Below are 13,506 nucleotides of genomic sequence, written 5' to 3'. Positions count from 1 at the left end.
GGCGCGACCACGGTCAGCGCGAGACCTGTACCCGTGACACCATATAGGGAAGCCGATACGCCATGACGACACGCCGCCAACCCGTCTCGCTGCCATCTCGCGGCATATCTCTGCTCGAGGTCGAGACATGGCGTGGCTGAGAGCCGCCCTGCTGCTCTGCCTGCTGCCCCTGATGGGGATAAAGGCCGTTGCCGACGAACCGCCCGTGCTGCTGGTCGCCCATCCGGACGTCACCACCCAACGCCTCACGCGCGACACCACCCGGGCCATCTTCGCCATGCGCCAGCGCACCTGGCCGAACGGCCAGGCCGCACGGGTCTTCGTGCTGCCCAACGACCACCCGGTGCACGAGCGCTTCGTCAAGGAGCGCCTGGCCGTGTATCCCCATCAACTGCAGCTGGCATGGGACCGCATGGTCTTCTCCGGCACCGGCCAGGCGCCGGACCGCGTGAGACACCAGGCCGAGATGCTCGAGCGTATTGCCACCACCCCCGGCGCAATGGGCTATCTGGAGAGGGAGTACCTGGATGACCGTATCCAAGTCATTTCAATGGATTGAAGGACGACGCGCGCTCGTCCTGGCGACCGCGCTGACGAGCCTGTCGGCACCGGCACTCGCCAGCGAGAAGGTACTGGATACCCTGCAGATGCATGGCTTCCTCAGCCAGGCGCTGGTGATCACCGACGACAACAACTTCTTCGGCCCCAGCAGCGAGGGCAACGGCAGCCTGAAGTACACCGAGATCGGGGCCAACGCCTCTATCCGTCCACACGAGAACGTGCTCCTGGCAGCCCAGGTGCTCAGCCGACGTGCCGGGGGAGATGGCAGCGATGCCAGGCCGGTTCTGGATTATGGGGTACTCGATTATCAGATGGTTTCCAATCAGGAAAGAACCTTTGGCATTCAACTGGGGCGCAGTAAAAACCCATTCGGCTTCTATAACCAGACTCGCGATGTCGCCTTCACGCGCCCCAGCATCCTGCTGCCCCAGTCGATCTATTTCGACCGGACACGCTCTCTGGCACTTTCCGGTGACGGAGCCGCCCTCTATTACGAAGAAAACTTCCCCAGAGGCACGCTGAGAACGCAGGTAGGCTTTGGAAAACCTCAAGCAGAGGATGACTTGCGGCGCACAATGAGGCTGGAAGATACGCCAGGAGAACTTGAGCCACGCGATTCCACCATTGCGCAAATAAAGTACGAGCACGATGGTGGAAGGGTCATCGCGGCGATCAGCACCGCAAGCGCCAAGGCCAGGTTCGAGCCTCAGGCCCCCCACCTCAATAGTGGCGACTTCCACTTTGAGCCTTGGGTAATTTCACTGCAATACAACGAAGAGCTCTGGAGCCTTACTGGCGAGTATGCAATACGAAAGTCCACACTCGAGGGCTTCGCAAACCCTTTCCTTAACTTCGATGTCACTGGCGAAAGCTGGTATCTGCAATATACTCGCCGCTTCCATGACAACTGGCAGTGGCTGGTACGCTACGACAGCCTGACCAGCAATCGTGACGATCGTTCAGGCAGTGCCTACGAAGCCAGTGGGGCCGGCCCCGCCCACAGCCAGTATGCTGATGACCTCACGCTGGGACTGCAGTGGAATGTGAGTCATCGCCTGATGCTGGCGGCCGAATATCATCATGTCGATGGAACGGGCTGGCTACCCGTGCAGGATAATCCAGATCCTTCAGAGACAAGTCGCCGCTGGAACATGATGCTTTTCCAGCTCTCCCTGCGCTTCTAGGCGCCCGCACTGGACCAGGAAGCCTCGGCGAGATGAGCTCAGCGAGTCAATCAACTTCACCCCGCCATCGCCTCAGCCTGACCTGGCGCGTTATCGCGCTGAGCAGCATGCTGGTGCTTGGCCTGGTGCTGGCCTTTTCCTGGGTCGGCCATGCCAATCTCACGCGCCAGTTCGAGGAGAGTCGCGCTGAGAGTGCACGACGCCAGGCCGGTGAGATACGGCTGGCCATGGAGCGCTCCGCGGAGGGGGTGCGTCAGTTGGCGTCCCTCGTCGCCGCCACCCAGGGGCTGGGGTCCGCTCTTACCCGCCGCACCGGCGAGTCGCTACTCGATAGCCTCGGACCGCAGTGGCCCACGCTACAACTGGAATCGGGAGTCGACGAGATCCTGCTGTTCGATGCTGACGGCAACCAAGCCGCCCAGTGGGGCACCCCTCAGGCAGAGAACAGTCGACCAATACAGCAGTGGGTACGCCGGGTGATCGAGTCCGAAACACCGTTGACGGCCCTGCGCTGCTCCAGCGACTGCCGCCAGTATGCCGCCGTACCGGTGCTAATGGAGGGCAGTAGTGCCGGAGTAGTGATCCTGTCTCGCTCGCTGGCCGATGTCATGCGCCAGGCCCACCAGATCGCGGAGGGGGATGTCGCCCTGCTGGTCACTGGTACCCAGCAGGGCACCGAGATCCCCGACGAGCGCCAGCTACCGCGATGGCAGGGACAGCTGATCGCCCTGACCGGGCAGGAGCGCAGCCTGCCGGTGATGCAACAGGCCTCGTACGAGTCCTCTCTGGGCGAGCTCACCGGGAATCCCCGTCGCTTCAACCACATGGGGCGGGAGATGGAGCTGAGCGCAGTACGTATGGATGAAGATGGCGATCGGCGAAGTACCGGCTATGTGCTCTTCACCAACGATATAACCGACCAGATCCAGGCCATCCGCCAGGATACTCGCACCTTGGCGATGATTGGGCTCGGGGGCTGGCTGGCCGCGGAACTGCTCCTGCTAGCCATCTTGCTCAGCCCCATGGCCCGGCTTCGGCGTATCTCGGGTGTGCTGCCGAACCTCGCCCAGGGGGATTTCGACCAGGTTCGCAGTGCCGTGTCTGCCTCATCCACCCGCCTTCCGGATGAGATCGATATCCTAGAGGGCTCGACGCTGCGCCTCGCCAACCAACTGGAGACCCTGGAAAAAGAGGTCAACTCCCGCGGCGAACAGCTCGCGCAGCGGGTGGATGAACTGGCGCACGAGCGCGACTTTATCGGCAGCCTGCTGGATACCGCACGTGTCTTCATCATTACCCAGGACGCTGATGGCCGGATCTCCCTGGTCAATAACTACGCCCTTTCGGTGATGGGAGTAGGCGAGAAGCTTCTGCTCGGCCGCCTCTTCGACGACGTCTTCGGCGGCCAACGCCAGTCTCTGGCCGGCAGCGATGGCAAGGGACAGGAGGAGCGGCAGCTCGCCACCACCGACGGCAAGCGGCATACCATCGCCTGGTACCACGCCCCTCTTCCTGCGGGCCCCGAAGAGCCCGATGGCCGCATCTCTGTCGGCCTCGATATCACCGAGCGCAAGGCCGCCGAGGCACGCCTGACCTGGCTAGCCGAGTGTGACCCCCTGACTGGGCTCTACAACCGCCGTTATCTCAAGGAGGCACTCGACACTGCCATTACCCAGGGGTATTCGGGAGCCCTGCTGCTGCTCGACCTTGACCAGTTCAAGGACGTCAACGAGCTGAGCGGCCACCAGGCGGGGGACCAGCTGCTGCGCAAAGTCGCCATGGTACTGGACGAGGAGCTGGGCCACCGTGGCACGCTGGCCAGGCTCGGCGGTGACGAGTTCGCCCTGATGGTGAGCGGTGCAGACGAGACCCTTGCGACCCGCATCGCCCAGCAGGTCAACCAGATCCTGGCTACGGTAGTACTCCAGGTCGGAGAGCGCCGCCACCGTGCGGGAGCCAGTGTAGGGATCGCGCTGTTCCCGGTCCACGGCGATAACGCCATCGACCTGATGGCCAGCGCCGATATGGCGATGTACAAGGCGAAGGCTTCCAGCAGTCAGCGCTGGCACCTGCTCTCGACCCTGGCCGCGGCGCGAGGCGAACTGCAGGAACGTGTCTACTGGGAGGAGCGCATCCACCACGCCCTGGAGGAGGATGGCTTCGAGCTGATGGTGCAGCCCATCGTGCGCCTGGAGGATCGCGATATCCGCCACTACGAGGTGCTGCTGAGAATGCACGACGAGGCCGGCCAGCTGATCTCCCCCGGTGTCTTCATTCCGGTGGCCGAGCGCAGCGGCCAGATCCTGCAGATCGACCGCTGGGTGATTCGTCATGCTCTTCAGGCCCTGGCACGCATCAACGCCAGCGACATCAGTCTGGCGATCAACCTATCGGGACAGTCACTCCACGATGATGGCCTGACGCAGTATCTGGCCAGCGAACTCTGCGCCAGCGGGGCGACTCCCGGGCAGTTGATTCTCGAAGTGACAGAGACCGCCGCGGTGACGGATTTCTCGACGGCGAGAGGCGTCCTCCAGTCGCTTCGTGAACTCGGTTGCCGCACCGCGCTTGACGATTTCGGCGTCGGCTTCAGCAGCTTCCACTATCTAGGCCAACTGCCGGTGGACTATATCAAGATCGATGGCAGCTTCATCCGCAACCTGCCAGTCGATGCCGATAGCCGTGTTATCGTCAAGGCAATCGCCGATATCGCCACCGGCTTCGGAAAACAGGCAATTGCGGAGTTTGTCGACCAGGAAGCTCTTGTTCCTATCCTACGCTCTTATGGCATCTCCTACGGCCAGGGCTACCACCTCGGAAAACCCATTAAAATCAGCAACGCATTTACCTTTTCGAGTATTGAGAAGCCCTCGACTGACAACCTTCTAAAAGGGAAAAAAATGGAATGAAGACTTCCGCGTCCACCAACGAAGCCCCTCAGGATATGGAACCTCTTCTGGCGCGATTCATGGATGAATTCAGCTTCCAGCTTGCCGTAAGCGAGACTGAAAAAGAAGAAGTTTTCCGCCTTCGCCATGATGTCTACTGTGAAGAGCTAAAGGGCATTGATCCCGCAGATCTGAAGCGACGCCTTGAATATGATGTATTTGACAGAAATGCGCTTCACTGTCTCATCCGTCATCGGAGAACCGGATTAATTGCTGCATGCACTCGATTAGTCATGCCTCAACCAGGCGCTCTTCCCCCACTAGACAAGCTGCCTCTTCAATCCTATGCAGAAGAGAGCCTCTACTCCACACCCCTCCACCCTGACAATCTTTCCAAATCCAGTTATTACGAAATCTCACGACTGGCAATTGCACGTGAATTCAGGCTTCGCTTCAAGGGAAATGAAGTCCCCGGCGTGACGGACAACCCCCACCAGTTCACTGAAAAAGAGCAAGAAATATTTTCATTCCTGGTCAGCGCACTATTCCTGACGGGATACGCAGCGGGGAGACTGACCGGCAAAAGCCTGGCGTTTGCCATGATGGAACCGAGACTACGTCGCCTTCTATCCATGTCAGGCTTTTACTTCACCCAGATCGGTGAGCCAATCAACCTGCACGGCAGAAGAAGCGCCTACTGCATAAACCGGCAGCAGGCCGAGGCAGGGATGAACAGGCAGTTACTACCTCTCTACCGGCATATCCAGGAACAGCTCTCTCAACAACTGGAACGGATGGAGACGCCTCAAGATAGGGCCGCCATGAACACGTGATGCTCAAGGCGATACTGGTCCCGGATAGAGCCGCCCCTGCCACCCCAACACCATGATCGCCAGCACGTTGCGGTGCTCTCCCCTCTCCAGGTCGGTGCTGCCGCCTGGCGAGGGAATCATGCCGCTGGCTGGGTCCACCGCTGCGGCCAGGGCATCGCGAACTCGCCCGACCAGCGGATGCCCCTCGCGACCGGTGAGCAGGAAGCTCAGCGCCACCTCCGCCTGGATATCCTCGGTGGCATCGCGCATGATCCGCCCCGCTTGCGCCTCGAATGATTCAAGTACCCAGGCATACGCCTCGGCATCCACTTCCTGCTGGTAGTAACGGCTGGCGGCAATGACGAAGTGAGTCAACCCATAGAGCCAGTTGCGGTACTCCGCAGTGGTCAGGGTCGCCAGTGTGTCGGGGGGATAGCGCCGCCGGAAGGCGGCCTCCACCTCACGGCGCAGGTCCATCACCCCGAGCTGATGGAGGAAATGCACCTGATTGGCGACCTGGGCGGCATACACTCCCAGCACGTCGGGGTCGGTCAGGAACGCTGCCCAGGGCAGGTCTCCCAGGTACTCCAGCGCCCGCTCGTGGTCGGTGATCTCGTCCAGCATGCCGTGGTAGTGCGCCTGCACCATCCGGAACAGCAGGCCACGAGCGTAGGCGACCTCCTCCCACTCGGTAAACATCTCGGCCCGGGCACGCTGCTTCTCGGTGCGACGCGGGTAGCCCTCGACACTCTGCCTGGCGAGCCGTTCGACCTGCCCCGGCACCGCCAACTCGGCGATCTCGGCCTCGAGGCGCTCCTCCAGATGCGCCATGTACTCGCGATTGGCCGGCAGGTAACGCTCATCACCGGTCACTCGGTAGAGGCGCTGGGCGTAGTGGCGACGCTTGCCGGTGGAGAACTCGGGCAACACCGCCTCATAGGTCGCCCGGATTCGCTCGGCCGCAAGGCGGTGGCGTTCGGCAGGGTCGACAGCAGATGGCTGCACGGCGCAGGCCGAGAGCTGCATCACCAGCACAGTCAGGGCAAGCCATGACAGCAGCCGCAGGTGGCAGCAAGGCCGGCTCATGAGCGGTTCTTCCTGCGCCGTGACTGCTCGGGGCGGATCATGCGCACCCGAACCTTGGGCCGTGGCGGCTCGGCTGGCGTTGGTGGCGGCGTCACCTCCTCATCGACCGGTGGAGAGGCCTCGGACGATGACGGGATCACCACCCACGCGAAGGTAGGCAGCGCCAGATGCCAGTGGATAGCGGCCAGGCGAAGGCCGAGGGTAGTCATCAGCGACAGGGCGATGGCCAGAGGGCCGGGGGCGCCCAGGGCATCCAGGCCGACATAGACGATGCCGCCGGCGATGGCCGCGGTGGCGTAGATCTCCTCACGCAGCACCATGGGCACACGGCGGGCCAGCATATCGCGCACCATGCCGCCGGCCACGCCGGTCATCATCCCCATCAGTACAGCGACCAGGCCGGACGTGCCGAGCTGGAGCGCCTTGTGCGCCCCGATCACCACGAACAGCGCCAGCCCGAAGGCGTCGGCTACCGGCAGGAAGCCCCGCGACAGGCGATGGATGTAGTGGAACCCCAGGATGGCCAGCCCCACCGTCACCAGGATGACCCACAGGTAGGTCGGGTCGGTGACCCAGAATACCGGCCCCACGCCGAGTACCATGTCGCGCAGGGTACCGCCGCCGACCCCGGTCACCGCGGCCAGCACCAGCATGCCGAAGGGATCCATGCGCGTTCGGCAGGCGAGCACCACCCCGGACAGCGCGAAGATGATCACCCCCGCCATGTCCAACCAGTAGATCAGAGCGTTCAACGTCGTGTTCCTCCCGCCAACCGGCTTCGAATGGCCGCACAGCATAGACCAATTCGCGCTGCGCGGAAGAGGGCAGTCTCATCCTGCACCGAACCTGGCCAGTTGCATCTCGCGCAGGCGGCTCAAGGTACGCCGGAAGGGAAAGGCCAGGTGGCCATGGGGGTAGAGCTGCTCCATGGCCACCTCGGCCTCCACATACAGAGGCGTGCGCCGGTCATAGCACTCGTCGACCAGCGCGATGAAGCGTCTCACGCCGTCATCACGCCGGGAAAGCGGCGGCAGCTCGCGATCCCCCGCCTCGACCCGGCTGACCCCATCCTCGGTGCCCCGGGCGATGCCTCCCGCCAGGCGGGTATCGCTCAGGCAGGGCACTCCATCCAGCAGGATATGCTCGTAACTGTCGACAAGCTCGATGAAATCCAGCGCCGCCAGGGGCTGATCGCAGAGAGCCGCGTAATCGCACCACACGACCGACTCGCTGCGCGCGCGGACCGCAATGTCACGATGGCCCAGCACGATGGGCGTTTCCACGCTCTCCTGGCCCTCGCTCAGCGCATCGAAGAGCCCCGACAGGGCACCCGCCTGACCGGGTACGGAGACCCAGTAGCGCTGTCGGGCTCGCCCGGGATGCAGGCGATGATCCTGGCCGCCGTCGAGCTCGACCTCATGCATATGTCGCTCGATGGACTCGATAGCCGGCAGGAAGCGTTCGCGGTTGAAGCCGTCGGCATACAGCTGACGAGGCGCCTGGTTGGAGGTGCAGACCAGTACCACACCCTGGTCGAAGAGCGCCGTCAGCAGGCGGCCGAGCAGCATGGCATCGGCGATGTCGCTGACGAACAGCTCGTCGAAGCAGAGAACCCGGACCTCGGCGGCCAGCTCGCGAGCCAGGGCCAGCAAGGGATCAGGCGTGCCGCCGAGCTGGAACTGGCGACGATGCACCCAGCGCATGAAGTGGTGGAAGTGCTGGCGGCGAGCGGGCACGCGAAGGCCATGATAAAAGGCATCCATCAGCCAGGTCTTGCCGCGTCCCACCGGCCCCCACAGATAGACGCCGGTGGCCTGGGCGGCCGGCGCCGCGCCGTGCAAGGCGTCGAAGCAGGCCTCGAGGGCCTCTGCAGCGGACTGCTGGGACTCGTCGACGACGAACCCCTGGCGCGCCAGGGCCTGCCGGTAGGCAGCCAGGGGCGAGGATGGCACAGGTGGGTGACAGGGCTCCTCGCTGCTCCCTTGACGTGTCACGCCCCCTCCAGCTGGAAGGGATAGACGCTGCCGATACCGAGCACATGGCTCAGCTCGTCCAGAGCCGCCAACGACTCCCTGGCCAGCGCCGGGTCGGCAAGATCTTCCGGGCTGAGACGGTCGCGGTAATGGCGCTCCACCCATGCCACAAGCTGCGCATAGAGGGCATCGTCGAGCAGTACCCGGCCGGAGAGCGCGGTGCGCTCCTCGGCGGAAAGCACCACACGCAGGCGCAGGCAGGCAGGGCCGCCGCCATTGCGCATGCTCTGCTTGACGTCCTTCACCACCACCTCGCCGATGGGATTGGCCCCGGCCAGCAGGTGGTCCTGCAGGGTGCGCCAAACCGCCTCGTTCTCCTGGCACTCCCCGGGCACCACCAGGGTCATGCTGCCGTCCGGGTTGCTGAGCAGCTGGGAGTTGAAGAGGTAGGAGGAGACCGCATCCGCCAGGCTCACCGCCTCGGCGGGGATGCGCACCGGGATCAGCGGCGCGTTCATGCGCTGGCGTAGAGCCTCCAGGGTAGCCGCCTCGTCGAGGAAGGCCATCTCGTGGTAGAGCAGCACCGGGCCGTTGCCCACGCTGATCACGTCGTTGTGGAAGACCCCGGCGTCGATGGCCTCGGGGTGCTGCTGGGCGAAAACCACCTGCGACTCGGCAAGGCCGTGCTGGCGGGCCACCGCCTGACTCGCCTCCAGGGTCTGGCGCGCCGGGAAGCGCCGCGGCGCCGGGCGCTCCTCGGTGCCCCAGCCGAAGGCCTCCCGGCCGTAAACGTAGAGGTGTACCCCAGGCTCGCCGTGGTCGCCGGCCAGGCGAGTATGGTTGGCCGCGCCCTCGTCGGAGAACGCCGGGGTGGCGGGCAGCGCCGGATGATGGGCGAAGCGAGCCGGATCGCGGAAGATCGCCGCAAGCACCCGCCCGGTGGTGGCGGGCTCCAGGAAACGGTGAAAGCTCGACTGCAGGTTGGCCGGGGTGAAGTGCACCCGACCATCCGGGGCATCGAGGCTCGGCGTCACCGTGGCGGCGTTGGCGGTCCACATGCTGGAAGCGGAGCACACCGCGCGCAGGACCTGCGGCGCATCGCCGGCGGCCCGCGCCAGCACCCGCTCGTCGCTGCCGGTGAAGCCCAGGGCGCGCAGGGCGCCGAGGTCCGGGCGCTGCTGGGGCGGCAGCACGCCCTGGACGTAGCCGGCGTCCATCAGCGACTTCATCTTGGCCAGCCCCTGCAGGGCGGCCTCGCGGGGGTTGGCCTCGAGGCCGCCGTGGCGCATGGAGGCGACATTACCCAGCGCCAAACCGGCGTAGTTGTGGGTCGGCCCCACCAGGCCGTCGAAGTTGACCTCGCGGACATTGCCGCCGGCGTGCTGGCTCACAGGCTCACCCCCGGCGGCAGCTGGTCGGGCAGGTGCAGCTCCTCGCTCTCCATGGAGGCCACCGGGTAGGCGCAGTAATCCGCCGCATAATAGGCACTGGGGCGATGGTTACCGCTCTCGCCCACCCCACCGAAGGGGGCATCGCCGGAGGCGCCGGTGGTCTGGCGGTTCCAGTTGACGATGCCGGCGCGGATGCGCAGCAGGAAGTCGTCCCAGTCGGCGCGTTCACCGCCGATCAGCCCCGCGGAGAGGCCGTAGCGGGTGTCATTGGCGAGCGCGATCGCCTCGTCCCAGTGGCGGTAGCGATACACCTTGAGCAGCGGGCCGAAGTGCTCCTCGTCGGGCACCTCGAGGCCGGTGACGTCGATCAGCGCCGGGCTGAGCAGGCTGGTGGCCTCCTCCAGACGCTCCATGCGCGCGAGCACCGTGCCGCCCTGGGCCTCCAGCGCCGCCTGGGCCTCGAGCAGGCCGTCGGCGGCGGCCACGCTCACCAGGCCGCCGTAGAAGGGGGCCGGCTCGGCGAAGGGCGCGGCCACCCGCAGCCGCGAGATGGCGTCCGCCAGGGCGTCGAGCAGGTGATCCCCCACCTGGCCCTCGGGGACAATCAGGCGGCGCGCGCAGGTGCAGCGCTGGCCGCCGGAGAGGAAGGCGGACTGCAGGATGGTCAGCACCGCGGCGTCCTGGTCGGGCACGTCCTTGATCACCAGCGGGTTGTTGCCGCCGAGCTCCAGGGCCAGGATCTTGCCGGGCTGGCCGGCGAACTGGCGATGCAGGATGCCACCCACCCTGGCGCTGCCGGTAAACAGCAGGCCATCGATGTCGGGATTCGCGGCCAGCGCCTGGCCGGTCTCGGCCCCGCCCTGTACCAGGTTGATCACGCCGGCCGGCAGGCCCGCCTCCTGCCAGCACTGCAGGGTCAGGTCGGCAGTGAGCGGCGACTGCTCGCTGGGCTTGAATACCACGCTGTTTCCGGCCAGCAGCGCCGGCACCATATGGCCGTTGGGCAGATGGCCGGGGAAGTTGTAGGGGCCGAATACCGCCATCACGCCGTGGGGACGATGGCGCAGCACGGCGCGCGCCTCGCCCAGGTCGCGCTCGCGCTCGCCGGTGCGCTCCCGGTAGGCGCGCAGCGAGAGTGCCACCTTGCCGATCATGGCGCCCACCTCGGTGCGTGCCTCCCATAGCGGCTTGCCTGTCTCGTGGGCGATGGCGGCGGCGAGGTCCTCGCGATGTCCCTCGAGCACCTCGCGGAAGCGCTCCACCAGTGCCTGGCGCTCGGCGAATGGTGTCTTCGCCCAGGCGGGGAACGCCTCGCGGGCCGCGGCCACCGCGGCGGTGACGTCCTCGGCGTCGGCGCCAGCCCCCTGCCACAGTCGCTCGCCGGAAACGCCGTCATGCTTGGCGAAGCGTTCGCCGGCGCCGTCGCGCCAGTGCCCGCCGATCAGCAGGGAGTGTGTCGGCTTCATCAGGCTTCCTCCTCGGTATCCAGGATGCGCAGGGTGGCGCCCGCCTCGACCTCCAGGCGCGCCGCCTCCGGGGGGCTCAGGCGCAGGCAACCCTCGGTATCGGGGCCGCGCCCCACCCAGGCGGCGCGAAAGTGCGCCATCTCGGTGGTGGCGGCCAGCCAACGCGGGCGCTCGCCTGCCTCGCCAAGCGCGGGATCGACGGTGACGGTGGCGCGTCGCGACAGGCGCACGCCACGCACGTCGTCGACATAGGCCTCCACGGTGGGCCCGCCGTCGAAGATGTCGATGTAGCCCTCCCAGCGCAGCCCCTCCTTCTTGAGCATGGCCAGGGCTGGTCGGGTCTGTTCGTGCACCTGGCCGATGCAGGCTCTCGCCGTCTCGGAGAGGAAGGGAGTATAGATGGGAAACTTGGGCATCAGTTCGCCGATGAAGCTCTTCTGGCCCAGCCCGGTCAGGCGGTCGGCCTCATCGAAGTCCAGCGGGAAGAAGTGGCTGCCCAGGCATTGCCAGAAGGGGCTCTTGCCCTCACCGTTGAACACCCCGCGCATCTCCGCCAGCACCTTGTCGGGGAAGCGGTCACGAAACTCGGCCATGAACAGCCAGCGCACCATGGAGAGCAGCGCGCCGTTGCGCTGGTGGCGGCGATCGCCGCCGCGGTAGGCCGGGCGCAGGAACAGTGAGGCCACTTCGGCGTCGCCGGTATGGTCCGAGCACAGGAAGAGGGTGTCGATGGTGCGATGCAGGTCGAGCTGCACCGAGGAGTGGGCCAGGGTCCCCAGGCGGTAGTGATAGAAGGGCACCTCGCGCCCTACCTCGCCCTCGATGGCACAACAGCCGGCCAGGTGGCCGCTGGCCTCGTCCTCGAGCACGAAAAAATAGTTGCGCAGCCCCGGCGGAGTGCGCTCGAGGAAGGCCTCCTCGGTAGCGGTGATCTTGGCGGCCAGGAAGTCGCGATTGTCGGGCAGCGAGGTAAAGCCCACACCGGTTTCCCGGGCCAGGGCCTGCAGCTCCTCGAGGTCGCCCTCGGCGATGGGTCGGATACGCATCACAGCTCCCCCTCGTCATAGCCCGGGTCATATGCCTCGGCGCTCTCACCGTCTCCACCGGGCAGGGCCAGCGGCGCGGCCAGCACCGCCCTGCCCTCCTCCACGCCGAGCACCTCGGCATGCTCTTCCGACAGCATCAGCTGGCCGGTGGGCGACAGCGCATAGCGCGCCACCACACAGCGGAAGTCGGCCAGGCGCTGGTTGGCGACCATGGCCGGTTCGGCATCGGGCAAGGCGTGGGACGGACGGATGCGCACCGGATGCCAGGCCGCGCGGCGGAAGCTCTGCAGCCGCTCGCGCTCGGCCTTGATCACCGGGCCGGCGTCGAAGATGTCGACGTGGCGCGAACGCTGGAAGCCCTCGGCCAGCATCTCCGCCAGGGCCTCCTCGTGGTCCGGGTGCTCGCGACCGATGGCGGCCCGCGCCTGGGGAGTGAGCAGCGGCAGGTAGAGCGGGAACTGCGGCATCACCTCGGCGATGAAGCTCTTCGAGCGCACGCCGGCCAGGTAGTTGATCTCCTCGAAGTCGCGCACGAAGAAGTGGCGCCCCACGCTGTTCCAGAATGGCGACTCGCCGGCCTCGTCCAGGAAGCCGGGGAAGGCCAACGCCAGCACCGCGGCGAAGCGCTCGGGGTACTGGGCGATCAGCATCAGTCGCGCCCGGCGCAGCAGGCTCTCGGCGCTGGTGCCGCGATAGCGCGGTGCCAGGGAGTAGGCACACAGCAGGCTCGCCTCGGAGACCTCGTGGGAGAGCGCCAGGGTCTGCACCTCGCGGCGCACGTTGAGCTGCTGGGAGGCGTGGATCAGCGTCTCCTGGCGATAGGTGTAGTAGGCGTCCAGGGCCCCGGCCTGGGCACGCACCGTGGCGGTACCCGCCACCTCACCACGGGCCAGATCCTCGAGCACGAAGGTGTAGTGCTCATCCCCGGGACACTCTACCGCCGCGGAGAAGGCCTGACGTGAACGGGCGATGCGCTCCTCGAGGCGGTCACGATGGGCCGGCAGGTTGGTGAGCCGCGGCACGGCCTCCCCCGCCAGCCGCTCGAGGGCGGGCAGGTCGGCCGGCGCGATGGGTCGCACGACGAGCATGGCGGCGTCGC

Annotated in this window: 11 protein-coding genes; 4 read left to right on the top strand and 7 right to left on the bottom strand. The window is 65.9% G+C overall.

The window, feature by feature from the left end; translation table 11 throughout:
* Positions 1–127 precede the first annotated feature (127 nt).
* From LWH48_RS03530 to LWH48_RS03515, 4 genes are read left to right on the top strand one after another with little or no spacing between them, the layout of a single operon-like run.
* On the top strand, positions 128–559 hold the full coding sequence (locus LWH48_RS03530) for a hypothetical protein (RefSeq protein WP_232911295.1): 432 nt from the start codon (positions 128–130) through the stop codon (positions 557–559).
* Positions 528–1,745, top strand: a complete 1,218-nt coding sequence (locus LWH48_RS03525) for a hypothetical protein (protein WP_232911294.1) — start codon at positions 528–530, stop codon at positions 1,743–1,745. The genes LWH48_RS03530 and LWH48_RS03525 overlap by 32 nt, the downstream gene beginning before the upstream one ends.
* Positions 1,746–1,777: 32 nt before the next feature.
* Positions 1,778–4,654: a bifunctional diguanylate cyclase/phosphodiesterase gene (locus tag LWH48_RS03520; RefSeq protein ID WP_232911293.1), complete on the top strand. Its 2,877-nt coding sequence runs from the start codon at positions 1,778–1,780 to the stop codon at positions 4,652–4,654.
* Positions 4,651–5,466, top strand: a complete 816-nt coding sequence (locus tag LWH48_RS03515) for a PEP-CTERM/exosortase system-associated acyltransferase (RefSeq protein WP_232911292.1) — start codon at positions 4,651–4,653, stop codon at positions 5,464–5,466. Before LWH48_RS03520 ends, LWH48_RS03515 begins: the two co-directional genes overlap by 4 nt.
* 3 nt (positions 5,467–5,469) lie before the next feature.
* On the opposite strand, the gene LWH48_RS03510 is transcribed toward LWH48_RS03515, so the two are convergent.
* The 7 genes from LWH48_RS03510 to LWH48_RS03480 form a co-directional block, all read right to left on the bottom strand.
* A complete protein-coding gene (locus LWH48_RS03510) occupies positions 5,470–6,531 on the bottom strand; it encodes a DUF3541 domain-containing protein (RefSeq protein ID WP_232911291.1) in 1,062 nt (353 codons plus the stop codon).
* Positions 6,528–7,283 carry a trimeric intracellular cation channel family protein gene (locus tag LWH48_RS03505; protein ID WP_232911290.1) on the bottom strand — a complete coding sequence of 252 codons (756 nt, stop codon included), beginning with the start codon at positions 7,281–7,283 and terminating at the stop codon, positions 6,528–6,530. The genes LWH48_RS03510 and LWH48_RS03505 overlap by 4 nt, the downstream gene beginning before the upstream one ends.
* Before the next feature lie 78 nt (positions 7,284–7,361).
* Positions 7,362–8,483, bottom strand: a complete 1,122-nt coding sequence (gene zapE / locus LWH48_RS03500) for a cell division protein ZapE (RefSeq protein ID WP_232911289.1) — start codon at positions 8,481–8,483, stop codon at positions 7,362–7,364.
* Between the two features lie 38 nt (positions 8,484–8,521).
* Entirely contained in the window at positions 8,522–9,895 is a 1,374-nt protein-coding gene (gene astB, locus LWH48_RS03495; RefSeq protein ID WP_232911288.1) for an N-succinylarginine dihydrolase, read from the bottom strand.
* Positions 9,892–11,361 (bottom strand): succinylglutamate-semialdehyde dehydrogenase, encoded by a 1,470-nt coding sequence (astD, locus tag LWH48_RS03490; RefSeq protein WP_232911287.1) that lies wholly within the window; start codon positions 11,359–11,361, stop codon positions 9,892–9,894. The genes astB and astD overlap by 4 nt, the downstream gene beginning before the upstream one ends.
* Positions 11,361–12,407 (bottom strand): arginine N-succinyltransferase, encoded by a 1,047-nt coding sequence (gene astA, locus LWH48_RS03485; protein WP_161430629.1) that lies wholly within the window; start codon positions 12,405–12,407, stop codon positions 11,361–11,363. Before astA ends, astD begins: the two co-directional genes overlap by 1 nt.
* Complete coding sequence (locus LWH48_RS03480; RefSeq protein WP_161430627.1) at positions 12,407–13,495, bottom strand: arginine N-succinyltransferase; 1,089 nt, start codon at positions 13,493–13,495, stop codon at positions 12,407–12,409. The genes astA and LWH48_RS03480 overlap by 1 nt, the downstream gene beginning before the upstream one ends.
* Between the last annotated feature and the right edge of the window lie 11 nt (positions 13,496–13,506).

This window comes from Halomonas sp. G15 (assembly GCF_021282295.1).
In the GTDB taxonomy this organism is placed as follows: Bacteria; Pseudomonadota; Gammaproteobacteria; order Pseudomonadales; family Halomonadaceae; genus Halomonas; species Halomonas alimentaria.
This window is presented reverse-complemented; position numbering and strand designations above follow the sequence as displayed.